We start from the raw sequence: 17,852 nt of genomic DNA, 5'->3' as shown, positions 1-17,852 counted from the left end.
TTGGCGTGCTGGTGATCAGGCGCGGGCAAAGGCCAGCAGATCCGGGTTGATCACCTCGGGATGGGTCGCGAAGGGGGCATGCGAGAGGCCCGGATAGGTCTTCAGCGTGCCGTTCTTCAGAAGCTTGATGGCCTTGTGCGCGGAGTTCGAGATCGGGACGATCTGGTCATCCTCGCCATGCATCAACAGGACCGGGATGGTGAGGGCCTTCAGGTCCTCGGTGAAATCGGTTTCCGAGAAGGCCTTGATGCAATCGTAATGGGCCTTGGCACCGCCCATCATACCCTGTCTCCACCAGTTCTGGATCTGGCCCTGGCTGACCTTGGCGCCCTCCCGGTTGAAGCCGAAGAACGGCCCGCTCGGAATGTCGAGGAAGAACTGGGCCCGGTTGGCGACGAGGGCCGCGCGGAAGCCGTCGAAGACCTCGAGCGGAATGCCGTCGGGATTGGCTTCCGACCTGACCATCACCGGCGGAACCGCGCCGATCAGGACAGCCTTTGCGATGCGGCCCTTTTCGGCACGGGCGGCGTAGCGCGCCACTTCGCCACCGCCGGTCGAATGGCCGATATGGATGGCGTTCTTCAGGTTCAGGGCGCGAGCGAGTTCGGCCACGTCATTGGCGTAGGTGTCCATGTCATTGCCGGTGTCCGTCTGATCCGAACGTCCGTGGCCACGCCGGTCGTGGGCAATGACGCGGTATCCCTGCTCCAGGAAATACAGCATCTGATTGTCCCAGTCGTCGCCGGACAGCGGCCAGCCGTGATGGAAGACAACCGGCTGGGCGTCCTTGGGGCCCCAGTCCTTGTAGAAGATGTTGGTTCCGTCCTGCGTCTTGATCGTAGCCATGGTGATTTCTCCTTGCGCTTGGGCACTCGTGGCCCGGTTCAGTATGAGAAGGGCGGCGGCGGCCGCCCCGGTGGAAAGAAGAGTTCGCCGTGTGAGGTCGAAGGTCATTGCGATCCCTTTCTGTTTGGCATGGACAAGCTACGCCGTAGCCCGTAGGAAAGGGCGTGGCGAAAAAGACAATAACCGGGGTAAAACGGACAGTGATGCAGGCGCCAGCACTCGTGGCCGAAATCGGCCTTCTGATCTATCCGGACTGCCAGCTTGCGGCGGTCTACGGGCTGACGGACCTGTTCCGTATTGCGGGCGAGTGGACCGGAGAACCGCCGCGCGCCATCCGTGTCTCGCATTGGCAGGCAAGCGATGCGGGCGTGGAGCCTGTTTGGGACAGCCATCCTGGCGGGCCCCACCGGTTGAGCCACGTCATTGCCCCGCCGAGCCTGATCATGCCGGACCGCATGGCGCCGATGCCAGCGGCTGCGCACTGGATGAAGGATCAGCACAGGTCCGGGACCACGCTCTGCTCAGTCTGTGCCGGTGCATTCGTGCTGGCTGAGACCGGGCTGATTGACGGCCGCCGTGCCACGACGCATTGGGCCTTCGCACAGCAGCTGGCGCAACGGTTTCCCAAGGTGCATCTGGCCGACGAGAAGATGGTGGTCGACGAAGGGGACATCATGACGGCTGGCGGCATCCTGGCCTGGGCCGATCTGGGGCTGACGCTGGTGGGGCGGCTGCTGGGGCCGGCAACCATGCTGGCCACGGCGCGCTTTCTGCTGATCGAGCCGCCGCGCCAAAGCCAGCGCCCGTTTGCGCAGTTCATTCCGCGGCTGGACCATGGCGACGATGCGATCCGGCAATGCCAGCACCGGATCCATGCCGAGGCAGCCAGCCTGCAGGGCGTTACCGGTCTTGCCGCTGCTGCAGGCATGACCGCACGGACCTTTCTGCGCCGCTTTAGCGCGGCCACAGGGCTGACACCCGTCGAATATCTGCAGCAGGTCCGTATCGCCAAGGCCCGGGAGGCGCTGGAGCGCACATTGACCCCGGTCGACCGGATTGCGTGGGATGTCGGCTATTCTGACCCGGCAGCCTTTCGCAAGCTGTTCCAGAAACTGACAGGCCTGCCACCTGCCGCTTATCGCCAGCAGTTCGGCATCACCTCAGAGGGAGCCCAGGAAGGGCGCCAGAGTGAGATCTCAGCCCTTTGAAATCATCCAGTTGAGAATGAGGCGCCAGTCGGTCATGCGGATCGGGGTGCCGTGGGTGCCGGTCTCGAACAGGGTGAAGCGGACCGGGTAGCCGGGGGCCCTGGCGCGGAACTGCTCGAAGAACTGCACCTGTTCTTCCCAGTTGTAGACCTTGTCCCAGCTGCCGTGGCCCATGTAGATGGGCACGCGCAGGGCCGGATCCTTCAGGGTGCGGCTGGCGAAAATGCCCTCGTCCTTGGGCGAGCCGAAGAACAGCAGGCCTGAGAGCTTGCGCGCGGTGGCCGGGGATTTGGCGAAATTCCAGCACAGGATGCCGCCCATGGAGCCGCAGGCAACGAAGATCTTTGCGCCCGGCGAGTTGGCGGCATAGGCATCGATGATGGCTTCCACGTCCTTCGTGCCTTCAGCGCCGAAATTGGTGAAGTCCGGGGTGATGTAGACACCGCCGTTGCGCGACATCAGGTTCTTGATGCGGTTGAAGTTGCCGCCGAAGGTGACGTCATTCATGCCCTGAAAGCGGTTGCCGCCCTGACCGTGAACATAGATCACCACATAGGCTGCACCGCCCCTGGTCTTGCCGGCCGCCATGTATTTCACTGTCCGGCCGTTGGCCTTCAGCTCCAGATCTTCCTGGCTTCCACGCGGATGGTAGGAGACATAGTTGCCCCAGACCTCGCGCTCCGGCTCCTTGTCCCGCTGGTGAATGTCACGGGCCTTGTCATAGGCGACCACTTCAAAATCACCATCATGGTAGCTGTTGAGCAGGCCCGGATAGGCGAAAAGGTCATCCTTGTAGGGGGCCAGAGACCGGGCGGCCGCGGGGGCAAGGGAAAGGCTTGTGGCCACAAGAAGGGCACTCAGTCCGGCAAAGAAGCGGGAAGGTCTTGCGGTCATTGCGGCATCCGGTTGAAATCGGCGCTGTATCCGTCACCCGCCTCACGAAATTGCGCAGAGGGGCCGGACATGCAGCTCATGGTGCCAAGAGATAACGGCGGGGGAGGGGCCTGACAAACGATTAATGGCACTTTTGAACACACAGTCTCCTGGCCAAGGAACACCTGTGAATTTGTTCTGCCTCTTCCAGAGTGGCTGATTGATTCTCGTTCGCTTCTGCGGTTTTTGCTTGGCTCTGCCATGATGATGGTGCCCGTAGACTGCCAATACTGTGGAATTAAGTAGGTATTAATGACAGGAAATTGCATTTTGCAGACCGGTTATGAATTTGTTAACCATGGAGTATTGTAATCACTCCCGGGAGAGGCAGTCAGCAAAGCGCCACCTGCCGCAGATCCAGGAGAGACCAGATGCCCGTTATTTCCTTCGCAAATGCCAAAGGCGGGGCCGGCAAGACGACAGCGGCATTGCTGCTGGCAACGGAAATTGCCGAAAGGGGGATGACCGTCACCATTTTTGACGCGGACCCACAGCGCTGGATCTCCACCTGGTCGGACCTGCCGGGCCGGCCGGCGAATATTTCAGTCCAGAGCCAGCTGACGCCTGCCACCATCACGGAACAGATCATCGAGGCATCTGCCGTCAGTGATTACGTGATCGTTGATCTGGAGGGGACGGAGAATCTGCTCGTCGCCAACGCCCTTTCCGTGTCCGATCTGGTGGTGGTGCCGATCCAGGGCTCGTCCATGGATGCAAGGGGCGGGGCAAAGATCCTGCGTCTCATCACCAAGCTGGAAGAAATCGTCCGTCACGAAATCCGCCATTGCGTCGTGCTGACCCGCACCAATGCCGCCGTGACAACGCGCGCGCTCAAGGCGGTGCAGGATCATCTCGCCGTCAGCGGCATCGATGTGCTGATGACCGCGATTGTGGAGCGTGCTGCCTATCGCGACATGTTCGAATTCGGCGGCAGCCTGGCAACGCTTGATCCCAAGCTGGTGACCAATCTCGACAAGGCGCGGGACAATGCTGCCCTGTTTGCAGCTGAGGTGCTGGAACGCATCCAGGCCCGCCAGCAGCGCCGCTGGTACGACTGGTTCCGCAAGGCGTCCTGACCGTTTCCCGATTGCAACGCGACGCCCGGCTGGAACAGCCGGGCCGCTCCGCAGATTGGATGCCCTTTGACAGGGATGGCAAAAACCTCATGCCATGCGGCGCGCCACGATGAAGTGGCAGGGCGGACTGGCCGGAAAATCGCCTGTCTCCAGGATTTCAAATCCATGTGCCTTGACCCGGTCCTCAAGGTCTTTCCGGGACAGAAAAAGCACATGCGGGGCCTTGCCGGCGAGCTTCATCAGGCCAAGCACGGGCCGGAGCAGACGGTAGGGTGAATCGGACAGACAGACGGTCTTGGAGATGAACAGCCCGCCAGGACGGACCCGCCTGGCAAGCGCTGCCAGAGCTGCATCGAGATTGCGCGACAGGTGCAGGATGTTGAAGGCCATGACCGCATCGAAGGGCCCCTCCGGCAGGCTTGCATCATCGAGTGCGGCAACCTCGAATGTGACGTTGACCGGCGCATCTGGCTCCAGGAGCTTTTGTCTTGCGATCGCGATCATTGCGGCGGAGATATCCGTGCCCAGAATGTGAGCCGTTGATCCCGCAAGGCGCAAGGCAGTCGTTCCGGTGCCGCAGCCAGCTTCCAGAACATCGGCATGAGGCGGCAGAAAACTGCGCGTTCTTTCGAGAGTGTATTCGTAGGACTTTATGTCCTTGATGGGGGAGCGCGCATATTTCTCAGCCGCCCTGTCCCAGAACTTCGCGTCACTGTTCATCTGCTGTCCCTGCGTCTTTGCCGAACTCCTTGGTAGATCCATGCGGGAAAATTTGAAATTGCGGATTCATGTAATCATGATATGCAAAAATGCATGAATTGGCCAAAGCTCGCCTTTGACTGGAACCATGCCCGTGCGCTGGCCGCGGTGGCGGATCTCGGCTCCCTTTCGGCTGCGGGCAAGGCGCTCGGACTTACCCAGCCGACTGTCGGCCGTCAGATTGCCGCCTTGGAGCAGGAGCTTGGCCTTGTTCTGGTGGAGCGGACGGGGCGCACGCTCGTCCTGACGGAAACGGGCAGGCAACTCGTGGAAGCGGCCCGGTCAATGGCGGAAGCGGGCCTGCGGCTCAGTCTCGTGGCCTCAGGTCAGGCGCAGGCCGTGGCCGGGCCGGTCAGCATTTCGGCTTCTGACATGTTTGCGCATTATTTGCTGCCACCGGTCCTGCGCCACCTGCATGCCATTGCGCCCGGCCTGGAAATCGAGCTGATCTGCTCCAACGAAATCAGCGATCTGAAGCGGCGTGAGGCAGATATCGCCGTGCGTCATGTCCGGCCGGAGGGGGGAGACCTGATCGGGCGCCTGTTACGGCACACGGACGCCCATCTGTATGCCGCACGCAGCTTTCTTGATCAGGCCGGACGTCCTGAAACGGCCGCTGATCTGACCGGTCAGCCCTTCGTCGCTTTCGGCAACAAGGCTGAAATGATCAAATATCTGAAGATGTTTGGCATCCAGGCGGCTGAACGGGACCTTCGTTTCAGTTCGGCCAGCGGCACGGCCGCCTGGGAAGCGGTGCGGCATGGGTTCGGCTACGGCTTCATGGCCGTTGACTTCATTCCTTTCGCTCCGGAGGTCGAGGTGGTGCTGCCCGGTGAAATCAGCATCAGCTTTCCGGTCTGGCTGGTCACGCACCGGGAGCTCCACACCAGCCCGCGCATCCGGCTCGTGTTCGACGTCCTGGCAAAGGCACTGTCAGCCCAGCCAGAGCTGCGCTGACAGCTCCCTCAAGCCCCTCCCTGCCAGACCTTGATGGCCTCCAGCGGATAAAGCAGCATGATCACGTTGAGGGTCAGGTTGTCGCGGATGACCCAGAGGGCGATCAGCTCGAAGGCGATGGCGACGGCAACCGTGACCCAAACCGGCATGCGGGCAGCGAACCAGAAGCCGGCGAGCATCCAGAGGATATCGGCGATCGAATTCAGCACGCTGTCGCCGGTGTAGCCCACGGCAATGGTTGCCTCGCGGTAGCGGTCGATGACCCAAGGGCTGTTCTCGACGATTTCCCAGGCCGCTTCGATGACGATGGCAAGCAGTGCCTTTTCGCCCAGCGGACGGGCGCGCATTACGAGCCAGGCCAGTCCAAAGAACAGGAAGCCGTGGATGATGTGTGAAGGGGTGTACCAGTCGGCAATATGCTGGGAGGAGCCGGAGACATCGCTCGCCGGGGTCCAGAACTTGACGTAGCCGCATTCGCAGATGGGAATGCGGCCCATGGCGAGCAGGATTGCGGCGGTGGCGGCCAGAAGAACGAGGCCGGTGATGAAGGAAGCACGTGCGGACAAATGGGTCTCCTGTTGAAACTGCCCATATCATCCTTAGCCGCAGGCGCCTGCGCTGGCCAGAGGCGCTGCGTGACGGCTCGGGGCAGGGGGCCGGGAAGCGGCGGGAAAGCCTTATTCTGTGCTGGCATTCTGGCGCTGCTGGCTCTATGACCTTGCGCCAATGACAGACCCTGCCGGCTGAAGCCTGCGGCCTGGCGCGCCCGCGCTGCCTTGCCCGCCCACGCTTCGCCTGTGCCCCGCCTCTCGCCAAGGAGCCGACCATGACCGCCCCCTATCTGACCCGCCGTACCTTTGCGATCATCTCGCATCCGGACGCCGGCAAGACGACGCTGACGGAAAAGCTGCTGCTTTCGGGCGGCGCTATCCGGGCTGCCGGTCAGGTGCGTGCCCGCGGCGAGCGGCGCCGCGCCCGGTCGGACTGGATGAAGATCGAGCAGGAGCGCGGCATCTCGGTGTCCTCCTCCGTGATGACCTTCGAGCGCTGCGGCATCATCTACAATCTTCTCGACACGCCGGGCCACGAGGACTTCTCGGAAGACACCTACCGCACGCTGACGGCGGTGGATGCGGCCATCATGGTGATCGACGCGGCGAAGGGCATCGAAACCCAGACGCGCAAGCTGTTCGAGGTCTGCCGCCTGCGCGACATTCCGATCATCACCTTCGTCAACAAGATCGACCGTGAAGGCCGCCACGCGCTGGAGATCCTCGACGAGGTGCAGGAGGCGCTGGCGCTGGACGTGTCACCGATGACCTGGCCGGTGGGCATGGGCTCGGACTTCTTCGGCATCTATGACTGGCATCGCAAGACGTTCCAGACTTCGTCCGGCGAACGCGGCGCCCCCTATGCCCGCACGCTGGAGGTCTCCGGTCTGGAAGATCCGGTGCTGACGGACTGGGTGTTTGACCGCATCATGGGCGAACTGACGGAGAATGTGGAACTGGGCGCGGAAGGCTACACTCCGTTCGACCGGGAGAGCTTCCTCGAAGGGCATCTGACGCCGGTGTTCTTCGGCTCGGCCCTGCGCGACTACGGCATCAACGATCTGCTGGATTTCATTGCCGAATATGCGCCAGCCCCCCACTCGCAGGCGGCAACGGGCGGGCGGACGATCAGCCCGGACGAGCCGGATGTGACGGGTTTCGTCTTCAAGGTGCAGGCCAACATGGACCCCAAACACCGTGACCGCATCGCCTTCGTGCGCCTGTGTTCGGGCACTTTCAAGCGCGGCATGCGGCTGAAGCACGTGCGCGCGGGCAAGAGCATTGCCGTCTCGGCGCCGATCCTGTTCTTCGCCGAAGAGCGCGAAATTGCCGATGAGGCCTATCCCGGCGACGTGATCGGCGTGCCGAACCACGGCCAGCTGCGGGTAGGCGATACGCTGACGGAGGGCGAGGAAATCCACGTCACCGGCCTGCCGGCCTTCGCGCCGGAAGTGCTGCGCCGCGTGCGCCTGTCCGACACCATGCGCGTCAAGCAGATGCGGCAGGGCCTTTCGGATCTGGCGGAAGAGGGACTGGTGCAGATCTTCAAGCCCGACCTTGGCTCCAACTGGATCGTCGGCGTCGTCGGCATGCTGCAGCTTGACGTGGTGGTGGACCGCCTGAAGAACGAATACAGCACCGAAATCGGCTTCGAGACCGTGCCCTACACGACGGCGCGCTGGATCGAGTGCAATGATCCGGTCAAGTTGCAGAAATTCATCGAGGCCAACCGCATGAGCGTCGCCCTCGACCGTGACGACAAGCCGGTCTTCCTGTTCAAAAGCGGCTGGGAAGTCAATTACGTAGGGGAAAAGAACCCGGATATCGGTTTCCGTGAAACCCGTGAGATTGTGCACAGTGCCTGATTGTTGATCCGTTTGCCGGAACGATTGAATGGCATGGAGAAACTGGCTGCCTCTTAGTTGTTTTGACAGGGATCTGTCTGAATGACTTGAGAGGCTAAGATTGTCGTAACATCTATCCCGCATCATCCCACATGGTTTGGTACGTTCACCACATGCACCAAAGAGGGATTGCGGGATGCGTGTTTCAGGGAAGCTGCTGAGTATTTTCTCCGCAATGGCTGCCGTCGTTGTTGTGACGGGTGTGTTGACCTTTGTTCAGAGTGCGAGACTGGCCGATGAGGGCCTCCACGTCGGAGAGAGGCTGGCGCCGCTCGCTGACGCTGCGATGGAAATCAAGCTGACGGCCACCCGCGCCCATCTGGTCTTCGAAGAAATCATGACCGGGGACGAGGGCGAGGACATCAACGAAGTCTGGGACCTGCTGAAGGAAGCGCGCTTCTTCGCCGGGGCCATCCTGAATGGCGGCACCAATGATGAGGGCAGGTTCTTTCCCACGGAATCGGCGGAAGTGCGCCGGGTGATGCAGGGTGTTTTGAAAGAACTCGATACCTTTGAGGGTGTCGCCCGCGAGCGTTACAGGAATGTGGGCACCGACGTAGCCGGCAGCACGGCTGACGAAACGTTTGACAAGGCGTTCGACATGCTGATCGCCGAGGCCGATGTGGCGGAAGAGCTGATCAAGGAAGAGATGGCCGAAGGCATTGCCGGGCTGCGTGCCACCGCCAGCGTTGTGGCGCTGGTGCAGATGATCTCGATTGGCGCGACCCTTGTTGCGGCCATTGGCGGCTGGCTGTTCCTGCGCTCGCGCATCGCGGTGCGGGCGGATGAACTGGCGGCAACCGCCGGTGCCCTGTCGCGAGGGGAACTGTCCCACCGGCTGCCGGAATGGTCCAGTGCGGATGAATTGGGCGATCTGCGCGATGCTCTTGCCGGATTCCGCCAGTCGCTGATCGAGCAGAATGAGCTTGCCGAGACCGTGCGCAGGCGTGAGGACGAGGCGCAGGCCGAGAAGGCCGAACTCATGCGCCGCCTTGCCGAGGACTTCCGCGCCACGACAGGCAGCTACTTCGATGCCCTGCAGAATGCGGCGGTGGAACTCGGGCGTGATGTTTCGGCGATGGACGCGACCGCACGCCAGAGCAGCGGCATGGTGAGTGCGGCCGCCGACGCCGCGCTGCAGGCATCCTCCAATGTGGAAACGGTTGCCGCGGCCTCCGAGGAGCTTTCTGCCTCGATTGGTGAAATCACCCGGCAGGTGACGACCACGGCACAGGTGGTGGATGATGCCTCCCGTCAGGCAGAGGCCACGAACCAGAAGGTGACCAGCCTTGCGGTCGCGGCCGACAAGATCGGCCAGGTGGTAACGCTCATCCAGGAGATTGCCGCCCAGACCAACCTTCTGGCGCTCAATGCCACCATCGAGGCGGCGCGGGCCGGCGAGATGGGCAAGGGCTTTGCGGTCGTGGCATCCGAGGTGAAGCAGCTTGCCTCCCAGACGGCCAAGGCCACGGACGAGATCTCCAGCCAGATTTCGGCCATTCAGGCCTCGACGGATGACGCGGTGCTGGCGATCGAGAAGATCACCGAGATCATGCGTACCATTGATGAGCACGCCGAATCCGTCAGCCGCTCCGTCGAGCAGCAGGGGCAGGCGACAGCGGAAATTGCGTCCAACGCACAGGTCACCTCTGCCCGCACCTCCGAAGTTACCGGCAACATGGAGCAGATGCGCAGCGCGGTGGCGCAGACGAATGAGACTGCGGCCCGGCTCATGACTTCCTCGCATGCGGTGGGCAGCCAGACGGATGCCCTGCGCCGTGCGGTGGATGACTTCGTGCGCAGGCTTGCCGCCGCGTGATCTGCCTGCAGGCGGCGCAAGGCGGCTTTGACCTTGCCCGCTGCGGCTTGTATGAGTGCGGATGAACCGGCCGGGCGGCAGTGCAGAACTGCCGCCCGCCTGCATTGAAAGCGCCGCCATGTCCGATCCTGTCCTTGAAACGCTCCTCCTTCCCTTTCTGAACGGCACGCTGGACCTGCCCAAGGCGCGGGGCAGCATCCTGTTTCTGCGCGCCCGTGCGGGCGCGGATCTGAAGGAGCTGCCTGAGGGCGCGCTGGTGCCGGTGCAGAGCTTTGCGCCCGACCGGGATGCGCTGGCCGCACTGGGCCACACGGTGCTGCATCAGGCCGAGGGCGAGGGCTATCCGCTGGTGCTGGTGCTGCCGCCGCGCCAGAAGCAGGAAGCCCGTGCCCTGCTGGCCGATGCCGTGCGCCGTGCAGCGCCGGGCGGGCTGATCGTGGTCTGTGCCACGAATGCCGAGGGCGGCAAGGCGCTGGAAGGCGATCTCGAAAGCCTTGCCGGACTGGACGGCAAACTCTCCAAGGCCAAGTGCCGCGTTGCCTGGGCCATCAAGGACGAGGCCCGCGTCAACGGCGCGCTGGTGGCCGAATGGGTGGAACTGGACGCGGTGCGCCCGATCCTTGACGGGCAGTTCGTCAGCCGTCCGGGCGTTTTTGCCTGGGATCATATCGATGCCGCTTCCGCGCTGCTGGCGGCCAATCTGCCGTCGGGCCTTTCCGGCGAAGGTGCGGATCTGGGCGCGGGCTTCGGCTATCTCTCCACCGAGGTTCTCAAGCGCTGTGCCAAGGTGACGGGGCTCGACCTTTACGAGGCCGAACAGCGGGCGCTGGATCTGGCGCGTGAGAATGTGACGCCGCTGGCCACCGGCCGCCGTCTCGGCTTCCACTGGGTGGACGTGACCAAGGGGCTGAACAAGACCTATGACTTCATCGTCACCAATCCGCCGTTCCACCAGACCGGCAAGGCCGGACGGACGGATATCGGCCAGGGTTTCGTGCGGGCAGCTGCGCGGTCCCTGAAGCCGGGCGGGCATCTGTGGCTCGTCGCCAACCGGCATTTGCCCTACGAGGGCGTCATCAATGAAGTCTTTGCCGAGGCCATCATGGTGGCGGACGAGGGCGGCTACAAGGTGATCCACGCACGCAAGGCGCGCGGCCGATGAGACTGGTCAAGCTTCTTGCCAACCTCGGCTATGGCACCCGCAAGGAAGTGCAGATCGCCATTCGCAACGGCTGGGTGACCGACCGGGCCGGGCAGCGGCTCAAGGCCGATTCCAGGACCGCTCATGAGGACATCCTGTTTGATGATGAGCCTCTGGATCCGCCGCAGGGCATGATCCTGCTGCTCAACAAGCCGGTGGGCTACACCTGTTCGACCAAGGATCAGGGGCGCCTCGTCTATGACCTGCTGCCGGACCGGTTCCGCTACCGCAAGCCGGTGCTGTCCACCGTTGGCCGCCTCGACCGCGAGACAACCGGCGCGCTGCTCTTCACCGATGATGGCACCTTGCTGCACAAGATCATCTCGCCCAAGGCCGGGGTGCCCAAGGTCTATGAGGCCGAGCTGGACAGGCCCTTGCAGGGCAATGAGGCTGAGCTTTTTGCCTCCGGCACGATGATGCTGGAGAGCGAGGACAAGCCGCTGAAGCCTGCCGAACTGGAAGTCCTGACCCCGCAAAAGGTACGGCTGACGCTGCACGAGGGCCGTTACCACCAAGTCCGCCGCATGTTCGCCGCCACCGGCAACCACGTGAACACCCTCTCCCGCATCCGCATCGGCCATCTGGGGCTGGACGGCGTCGCAGAAGGCAAGTGGCGCCTGCTGGATGCCACTGACGTGGACAAGGTGTTCGGAACGGTTTGATCCGTCAGAGCGGCAGCGTCACCGTGGCGGTGAGGCCGCCTTCGGGGCGGTTGGTGAGGGTGACGGTGCCGCCGTGGGCGTGGATGAGGGAACGGGCTATGGCAAGGCCGAGGCCGATGCCGCCCGTTTCGCCGCTGCGCGAAGTTTCGAGGCGGACGAAGGGCTCGAACACGTCGCCCATCCGGTCTTCCGGAATGCCGGGGCCGTCATCTTCCACGCGGATGATGACTTCACGCTGGTCCGTCTCCACCGAAATGCGGGCTGCGCCGCCGTAGCGGACGGCGTTTTCGATCAGGTTGCGCAGGGCACGCTTCAGCGCCATCGGGCGGCAGGGCAGGGTGACAGGCGCTGTCTCCGCATCTGCCCCGGGTGCCATCAGGCGCACATCGTGGCCCATGTCGGACTGGTCCCCTGCAAGGCTTTCCAGAACGGCGATGAGGTCCACCGCTTCACGCGGCTCGCTGACGGCTTCGTCCCGGGCGAAAGCGAGGGTTGCTTCCGTCATCGCGGCCATTTCATCCAGCGTGGCGATCATCTTCTCCCGGTTCTCGTCATCGTCGATGAACTCGGCCCTGAGGCGCAGGGAGGTGATGGGGGTGCGCAGGTCGTGGCTGATGGCGGCCAGCATGCGCGTGCGGTCTGCCACGAAGCGGCTCAGCCGGTCCTGCATGGCGTTGAAGGCGGAGATGGTGCTGCGCAACTCGCGCGGGCCTGCTTCCGGCACCGGCGGCACGTCTTCGCCCCGGCCCAGCCGGTCGGCTGCATCGGCCAGCTGGCGCAGGGGGCGGGAGACCTGCCGGATGGTGAAGGCAACGATGGCGATGATGGCCAGAGCCATCAGGCCCATCTGCAGGACCAGCGTGTAGAAGGCGCCGGGTGGCGGCGGGCGCTGGCTGGTCACCACGTTCAGCCATTGCCCATCGGCCAGAGGCACGGAAAACTCGATCGCAATCAGCCGGTGGCGCAGCCGCTCCTCGCGGCGGCGCTCCCGCTCCTCCAGCTTTTCAAGATTGGTATCGCCTGCCTCTTCGCGCTTCTTCCGTTCTTCGCGCGGCGGCCTGCTGGAGCCTCTTTCAGCGCCTCTTTCCGGGCCTTTGCCCGCTGCGCTGAGCGAGGCACGGATGCCGGGGTCCTGTCCGAGCTCGTCGGCCAGTGCTGCGGCAAGCCGCCGCTCCGCGCCGGACTGGGGCACGTTGGCCACCGAGGGCTTCTGGTCCAGCCAGAAGCGGGTGATGGCAGAGCTGGTGGCCTGCAGCAGCTGGGTGCGGGTCGTTTCGCCGGAGGTCTCCAGCAGCGGCACCAGAGAGGCGGTGCGGACAATCACCCCGTCGCCGATGGCCTCATAGACCGCAAGCCGCCGCTCCCCGGCAAAGAGCCAGATGGAAACCGCCTGACTGCCGATGAGGGCGATCAGGAGCAGCGCGATGAGCTGGCCGCCAAGGCTGCGCGGCCATAGGCGCCGGAGAAAGGCGGCGGATTTGCGGAAGAAGGCGGGCGCGGTCATGCGTCAAGCTCCTCCACGGCAGCGGTGAACATGTAGCCGCCGCCCCAGACGGTTTTGATGATGCGCGGCTCCTTCGGGTCCTCCTCGATCTTGCGGCGCAGGCGGCTGACCTGATTGTCGATCGACCGGTCGAAAACACCGGGCGTGCGCCCGCTCGTCAGGTCCATCAGCTGGTCACGGGTCAGCACCATGCGCGGCCGCTTGAGGAAGGCGAGCAGCAGCTGGAATTCGCCGCTGGACAGCGCGATGGGCGCACCTTGCGGGTCAAAGAGCTCACGCCGCGCCGTATCCACGGTGAAGCCTTCAAAGACGAGGCGCTCCTGCGTGATCGGATCGCGGGGCTTGGGCACGCTCGCGGTGCGGCGCAGGACGGCCTTGATGCGGGCCAGCAGCTCGCGCGGGTTGAAAGGCTTGGTGACATAATCATCCGCACCGATTTCCAGGCCGATGATCCGGTCGGTGTCCTCCGCCATGGCGGTGAGCAGGATGATGGGCGGGCCATCTGAATCGACCAGGCTGCGGCAGAGGCTGAGGCCATCTTCGCCGGGCATCATGACATCCAGCACGACCAGATCGATGACGGCCGCCTTCAGCGCCTTGCGGGCAGAAGCTGCACTTTCGGCAGCGGTGGCCCGATAGCCGTTCTTCACCAGATAGCGGGCCAGCGTTTCCCGGATATCGCGGTGGTCGTCGACCACAAGAATATGGGGGCTTGGCTCACTCATCACACTGATTCCGGTTCACTGTTCTCTGCCGGCGGGCTGATGCCGCCGTCCTTCATCTTCTAGGTAGCGCCATTTTCCGCGCCGGGGCAGGGGAAAGTGTAACAGTCTGTCGCAGGAGGCCAGACCTGTCACAGGTCACGACACTTGGGCCTCCTGCCCGCCCTAATCCGGCGCGGATCCTTCGCCTATGTTCAGGTCATCGCAGGACGGCACGGCGGTTTCGCCAAAGACCGCCAGGCACAGACCGCAAGGTACGCCTTGCCGCTGCAGACATCCGGATAGGCCGGAAAAGGAGAAGATTGATGACCGCACTCAAGACCATCGCCATTGGCACGCTTGCTGCCGCGCTTGCCACCTCCGTGGCCGGGATCGCGCTGGCTGACAGCTTCGGCCCCAAGGGCTGGGGCGGCATGGACCGCGAAGGCGGCCGCCACGGCGGACGGATGATCGAAATGTTCGATCAGAACAAGGACGGCGCCGTCACCCAGGATGAAGTGAACGCCGTTGTCGCGGAGCGCTTCGCAGCCGCTGACGCCGACAAGGACGGGCGCGTCACTCTGGAAGAATTCAAGGCTTACCGCCTTGCTGAAATGCAGCCGATGAAGGTGCGTGCCTTCCAGCGGCTGGACCGCGATGGCGACGGCAAGGTCACCCGCGCCGAGTTCGACCGGATCTCTGACCGCATGTTCGCCCGGCTCGACCGGGATGGTGACGGGGAACTGAAGGCGATGCCGGTGCCGCCGCGCGGCCCTGAAGGCCGTGGTGCCGAGGCACGTGGCCCCGGTGGCAAGGGTCCGGAAGGTAAGGGACCGGAAGGCCGGGGTCCGGAAGGGAAGGACCGTGAGGGCTGGAAGATGGGCCATGGCCCCAAGGGTCCGCATGGCCGCCACGGCATGATGATGATGGAGATGTTCGAGCGCTTCGATGTGAACGGCGACGGCACGGTGACACGCGCTGAGTTCGACGAGGTGCGGGGCCAGCTCTTTGCCCTTGCGGACACGGGCAATGCCGGCAGCTTCGACCTGCAGGGCTTTGATGCGCTGTTCGCCAGCATGGCCGAGCCGCGCCTGGTGCGCATGTTCCAGCGCCTCGACACGGACGGCGACCTTGCCATCACCGCCGAAGAAAACGCGGCACGGACTGCTGATCTCGTGGCCCGCATGGACCGTAACGGAGATGGCGTGCTGACCAAGGCCGACTTCCGCAAGGGCGGCAAGGAAGGCCGCAAGGGCCCGCATGGCGAGCGCCACGGTGACCGCCATGGCGGTGGCAAAGACAAGGGTCCGCATGGCCGCTAGGGCTGATCTGCAGGCACAAACCTGAACAGAATCAGATCTGTCCGTCAAAAGCCGCCAAGCTTCGCCCCCGAACGGCGGGCAGATCTCAGCCGAAGGGCCGCCTCAGTGCGGCCCTTCGTGCTTTTGAAGAAAAGCCTCTGACGGCCGCATGCAGCAGCATGCTCCTGCCCACTCTGCGGCCGCTGTGCGGCGGGCTTCTGCGCGTGATGTTTGCACGTCTAAAAAAGTGGCGAAAACCCGGCGGTTACCCTGACTTTTTCAGGTGTCCGGCTTCACGAAAAAAATCTGCGCCTCATTCAAAAAATCCCTTGAACATGACAGCGAATGAGCGCAAATAACCCTTGCCCAAATTCGCACGTGCCCGTGGTCGTCCATGAATTCCAGTGGCAGTCAGACAAGCCCCACTACGACTCTTGGGGTCTGACAAAACCGGACGGCTTAAAGCAACGACGTAAGAGGGCTTTTTTGGTCTCTGCCGGGTTTCCACATCCCGGGGTTACTGAAGAGGCACTTGTTACTTCATTGCCGGCCGTGCGGAGCGATCCCCGTTCCAAGCCAAGGCATCCCATAAAGGGACAGTGTGCAGCCCCTGCTGTGCGCTCGACCGATCGTCACCTCTTGCCGAGCCTCCCTGTCCATACCGGAGGGCTCTGCGGCGAGCGGGCGGACGACCTCGCGCCAAGACTTGATGAACGGGAGAACCCCGATGACCGATCGCATCCGTGAATTCCTCCGCCAGCGCACCGAAGATGGTCCTTGCGTTGTTGTCGACCTTGACGTTGTGCGGTCGAACTACGAGGCTTTTGCCCGTTCGCTGCCCGACACCTCCGTCTTCTATGCGGTGAAGGCTAACCCGGCCCCCGAGATCCTCAGCCTGCTGGCTGAACTCGGCTCCTCCTTCGATTGCGCCTCTGTCGGCGAAATCGAAATGGCTCTGGCCGCCGGTGCCAGCGCCGACCGCATTTCCTATGGCAACACCATCAAGAAGGAGCGCGACATCGCCCGCGCCTTCGAGCTGGGCGTGCGCCTCTATGCCGTCGACTGCGAAGCCGAAGTCGAGAAGATCGTCCGTGCCGCACCGGGCGTGCGCGTGTTCTGCCGCATCCTGTGCGATGGCGCAGGCGCCGAATGGCCGCTGTCGCGCAAGTTCGGCTGCGCCCCGGAAATGGCTCCGGACGTGCTGGAAGCTGCGCACCGTGCCGGCCTCGAGGCCTATGGCGTGTCCTTCCACGTCGGCTCGCAGCAGGCAAACCTGGGCGCATGGGACAGCGCGCTGGCAACCGCAGCCGGTGTGTTCCGTGAATGCGCCACCCGCGGCATCCCGCTGAAGATGGTCAACATGGGCGGTGGCTTCCCGGCCCGTTACCTCAAGGATGTCCCGGGCGTTCCGGCCTATGGCAATGCCATTTTCCAGGCTCTGACCGATCACTTCGGCAACAACCTGCCGCAGACGATCATCGAGCCGGGCCGTGGCATGGTGGGCGATGCCGGCCTGATTGAAGCGGAAGTCGTGCTGATTTCCCGCAAGTCGGCTGACGACACCGTGCGCTGGGTCTATCTGGACATCGGCAAGTTCCATGGCCTCGCCGAGACCATGGACGAGGCGATCCGTTACCCGATCCGCACGCCGAAGGATGGCGATGCCACCGCGCCCTGCGTGCTGGCTGGCCCGACCTGCGACAGCGTGGACGTTCTTTACGAAAAGACGCCCTACGAGCTGCCGGTCTCCCTGTCGATCGGCGACAAGGTGCTGATCGAGTCCTGCGGTGCCTATACGACGACCTATTCCACGGTCGGCTTCAACGGCTTCGCCGCTCTCGCATCCTACGTGATCTGAAGGATCAGGTGAGATGATCGAAATCCTGGACGAGGCGCCGGAGCACACCGGCGCCCGCGAGCTGCTGCTCGACCGGGCGTTTGGTCCGGACCGGCATCAGAAAACCTCCGAACGCCTGCGCGAAGGCCGTGTGCCGGCCATCGCCCTGACTGCGCTGGATGAAACCGGTGTGCTCGTGGGCACCCTGCGCCTGTGGCATGTCACGGCCGAAGGCGGCCAGGGCTTGCTGCTGCTCGGACCGCTTGCGGTGGAGGCCACCTGCCGCAGCGAAGGGCTTGGCGCGCGTCTGATGCGTGCCGCGCTCAATCAGGCCGCCATTGCCGGCTTTGGCGGCGTCATGCTGGTGGGCGATCATGCCTATTATGCAAGGTTCGGCTTTTCGCCGGACCTGACGCTTGGCCTTGATCTGCCGGGACCGGTGGAGCGTCAGCGCTTCCTCGGCCTCGAGCTGAAGGAAGGCGCACTCGCCGGAGCTTATGGCCTCGTCGAGGCAAGCGGTGCGGAAGATCCGGTCTATGAGCAGATGATGCCTTTCACCGGACTGCGCAGCGTCACCTCCCGCGCGGCCTGAA

The 17,852-nt window shown here is 63.6% G+C and carries 16 protein-coding genes; 10 read left to right on the top strand and 6 right to left on the bottom strand.

What is annotated here, in order from left to right:
• Nucleotides 1-15: 15 nt before the first annotated feature.
• Nucleotides 16-846, bottom strand: a complete 831-nt coding sequence (locus IF10I1_RS09040; protein WP_122521135.1) for an alpha/beta fold hydrolase — start codon at nucleotides 844-846, stop codon at nucleotides 16-18.
• A 203-nt stretch (nucleotides 847-1,049) separates the two neighbouring features.
• On the opposite strand from IF10I1_RS09040, the gene IF10I1_RS09035 reads away from it, so the two are divergent.
• Nucleotides 1,050-2,054, top strand: coding sequence for a GlxA family transcriptional regulator (locus IF10I1_RS09035; RefSeq protein WP_186392602.1), 1,005 nt, complete (start codon nucleotides 1,050-1,052; stop codon nucleotides 2,052-2,054).
• Here the strand turns inward: IF10I1_RS09035 and IF10I1_RS09030 are convergent.
• Nucleotides 2,043-2,948 carry a S9 family peptidase gene (locus IF10I1_RS09030; RefSeq protein ID WP_186392531.1) on the bottom strand — a complete coding sequence of 302 codons (906 nt, stop codon included), beginning with the start codon at nucleotides 2,946-2,948 and terminating at the stop codon, nucleotides 2,043-2,045. The two genes, IF10I1_RS09035 and IF10I1_RS09030, sit on opposite strands and share 12 nt — an antisense overlap.
• A 410-nt stretch (nucleotides 2,949-3,358) precedes the next feature.
• Between IF10I1_RS09030 and IF10I1_RS09025 the strand changes: the two genes are divergently transcribed.
• Nucleotides 3,359-4,063, top strand: coding sequence for a ParA family protein (locus tag IF10I1_RS09025; protein ID WP_050470982.1), 705 nt, complete (start codon nucleotides 3,359-3,361; stop codon nucleotides 4,061-4,063).
• Nucleotides 4,064-4,150: 87 nt separating this feature from the next.
• Here the strand turns inward: IF10I1_RS09025 and IF10I1_RS09020 are convergent, their stop codons facing one another.
• Nucleotides 4,151-4,783 carry a class I SAM-dependent methyltransferase gene (locus tag IF10I1_RS09020; protein ID WP_186392530.1) on the bottom strand — a complete coding sequence of 211 codons (633 nt, stop codon included), beginning with the start codon at nucleotides 4,781-4,783 and terminating at the stop codon, nucleotides 4,151-4,153.
• Between the two features lie 93 nt (nucleotides 4,784-4,876).
• Here IF10I1_RS09020 and IF10I1_RS09015 point away from each other — a divergent pair, with 93 nt between their 5' ends.
• Entirely contained in the window at nucleotides 4,877-5,779 is a 903-nt protein-coding gene (locus tag IF10I1_RS09015; protein WP_186392529.1) for a LysR family transcriptional regulator, read from the top strand.
• An 8-nt stretch (nucleotides 5,780-5,787) separates the two neighbouring features.
• Here IF10I1_RS09015 and IF10I1_RS09010 read toward each other — a convergent pair whose 3' ends face one another.
• Nucleotides 5,788-6,345: a DUF2585 domain-containing protein gene (locus tag IF10I1_RS09010; protein WP_050470985.1), complete on the bottom strand. Its 558-nt coding sequence runs from the start codon at nucleotides 6,343-6,345 to the stop codon at nucleotides 5,788-5,790.
• 260 nt (nucleotides 6,346-6,605) lie between these two features.
• Here IF10I1_RS09010 and IF10I1_RS09005 point away from each other — a divergent pair, with 260 nt between their 5' ends.
• The 4 genes from IF10I1_RS09005 (at nucleotide 6,606) to IF10I1_RS08990 (ending at nucleotide 11,916) form a co-directional block, all read left to right on the top strand.
• Entirely contained in the window at nucleotides 6,606-8,195 is a 1,590-nt protein-coding gene (locus IF10I1_RS09005) for a peptide chain release factor 3 (protein ID WP_186392528.1), read from the top strand.
• 244 nt (nucleotides 8,196-8,439) lie between these two features.
• On the top strand, nucleotides 8,440-10,053 hold the full coding sequence (locus IF10I1_RS09000) for a methyl-accepting chemotaxis protein (protein ID WP_186392527.1): 1,614 nt from the start codon (nucleotides 8,440-8,442) through the stop codon (nucleotides 10,051-10,053).
• Between the two features lie 118 nt (nucleotides 10,054-10,171).
• Entirely contained in the window at nucleotides 10,172-11,215 is a 1,044-nt protein-coding gene (locus IF10I1_RS08995) for a class I SAM-dependent methyltransferase (protein WP_186392526.1), read from the top strand.
• A complete protein-coding gene (locus tag IF10I1_RS08990) occupies nucleotides 11,212-11,916 on the top strand; it encodes a pseudouridine synthase (protein WP_094462190.1) in 705 nt (234 codons plus the stop codon). Before IF10I1_RS08995 ends, IF10I1_RS08990 begins: the two co-directional genes overlap by 4 nt.
• A gap of 4 nt (nucleotides 11,917-11,920) precedes the next feature.
• Here the strand turns inward: IF10I1_RS08990 and IF10I1_RS08985 are convergent, their stop codons facing one another.
• Together IF10I1_RS08985 and IF10I1_RS08980 are read right to left on the bottom strand one after the other, a co-directional pair.
• Nucleotides 11,921-13,420 (bottom strand): ATP-binding protein, encoded by a 1,500-nt coding sequence (locus IF10I1_RS08985; RefSeq protein WP_186392525.1) that lies wholly within the window; start codon nucleotides 13,418-13,420, stop codon nucleotides 11,921-11,923.
• Nucleotides 13,417-14,145 (bottom strand): response regulator, encoded by a 729-nt coding sequence (locus tag IF10I1_RS08980; RefSeq protein WP_050470991.1) that lies wholly within the window; start codon nucleotides 14,143-14,145, stop codon nucleotides 13,417-13,419. Before IF10I1_RS08980 ends, IF10I1_RS08985 begins: the two co-directional genes overlap by 4 nt.
• Before the next feature lie 302 nt (nucleotides 14,146-14,447).
• Here IF10I1_RS08980 and IF10I1_RS08975 point away from each other — a divergent pair, with 302 nt between their 5' ends.
• The 3 genes from IF10I1_RS08975 (at nucleotide 14,448) to IF10I1_RS08965 (ending at nucleotide 17,851) form a co-directional block, all read left to right on the top strand.
• Entirely contained in the window at nucleotides 14,448-15,443 is a 996-nt protein-coding gene (locus IF10I1_RS08975; protein WP_186392524.1) for an EF-hand domain-containing protein, read from the top strand.
• Between the two features lie 706 nt (nucleotides 15,444-16,149).
• A complete protein-coding gene (locus tag IF10I1_RS08970) occupies nucleotides 16,150-17,280 on the top strand; it encodes a type III PLP-dependent enzyme (RefSeq protein ID WP_186392523.1) in 1,131 nt (376 codons plus the stop codon).
• Between the two features lie 13 nt (nucleotides 17,281-17,293).
• On the top strand, nucleotides 17,294-17,851 hold the full coding sequence (locus IF10I1_RS08965; protein WP_186392522.1) for a GNAT family N-acetyltransferase: 558 nt from the start codon (nucleotides 17,294-17,296) through the stop codon (nucleotides 17,849-17,851).
• Nucleotide 17,852 lies beyond the last annotated feature (1 nt).

This window comes from Pannonibacter sp. I15F10I1 (assembly GCF_900185665.1).
Lineage (GTDB): Bacteria > Pseudomonadota > Alphaproteobacteria > Rhizobiales > Stappiaceae > Pannonibacter > Pannonibacter indicus.
The sequence above is the reverse complement of the archived record's forward strand: the minus strand, read 5'-3'. Positions and strand labels throughout refer to the sequence as shown.

Excerpts from the sequence above, each read along its gene's own strand:
- IF10I1_RS09040 (WP_122521135.1), bottom strand. The coding sequence starts at position 846 with ATGGCTACGATCAAGACGCAGGACGGAACCAACATCTTCTACAAGGAC.
- IF10I1_RS09035 (WP_186392602.1), top strand. The coding sequence starts at position 1,050 with ATGCAGGCGCCAGCACTCGTGGCCGAAATCGGCCTTCTGATCTATCCG.
- IF10I1_RS09030 (WP_186392531.1), bottom strand. The coding sequence starts at position 2,948 with ATGACCGCAAGACCTTCCCGCTTCTTTGCCGGACTGAGTGCCCTTCTT.
- IF10I1_RS09025 (WP_050470982.1), top strand. The coding sequence starts at position 3,359 with ATGCCCGTTATTTCCTTCGCAAATGCCAAAGGCGGGGCCGGCAAGACG.
- IF10I1_RS09020 (WP_186392530.1), bottom strand. The coding sequence starts at position 4,783 with ATGAACAGTGACGCGAAGTTCTGGGACAGGGCGGCTGAGAAATATGCG.
- IF10I1_RS09015 (WP_186392529.1), top strand. The coding sequence starts at position 4,877 with ATGAATTGGCCAAAGCTCGCCTTTGACTGGAACCATGCCCGTGCGCTG.
- IF10I1_RS09005 (WP_186392528.1), top strand. The coding sequence starts at position 6,606 with ATGACCGCCCCCTATCTGACCCGCCGTACCTTTGCGATCATCTCGCAT.
- IF10I1_RS08995 (WP_186392526.1), top strand. The coding sequence starts at position 10,172 with ATGTCCGATCCTGTCCTTGAAACGCTCCTCCTTCCCTTTCTGAACGGC.
- IF10I1_RS08990 (WP_094462190.1), top strand. The coding sequence starts at position 11,212 with ATGAGACTGGTCAAGCTTCTTGCCAACCTCGGCTATGGCACCCGCAAG.
- IF10I1_RS08985 (WP_186392525.1), bottom strand. The coding sequence starts at position 13,420 with ATGACCGCGCCCGCCTTCTTCCGCAAATCCGCCGCCTTTCTCCGGCGC.
- IF10I1_RS08980 (WP_050470991.1), bottom strand. The coding sequence starts at position 14,145 with ATGAGTGAGCCAAGCCCCCATATTCTTGTGGTCGACGACCACCGCGAT.
- IF10I1_RS08975 (WP_186392524.1), top strand. The coding sequence starts at position 14,448 with ATGACCGCACTCAAGACCATCGCCATTGGCACGCTTGCTGCCGCGCTT.
- IF10I1_RS08970 (WP_186392523.1), top strand. The coding sequence starts at position 16,150 with ATGACCGATCGCATCCGTGAATTCCTCCGCCAGCGCACCGAAGATGGT.
- IF10I1_RS08965 (WP_186392522.1), top strand. The coding sequence starts at position 17,294 with ATGATCGAAATCCTGGACGAGGCGCCGGAGCACACCGGCGCCCGCGAG.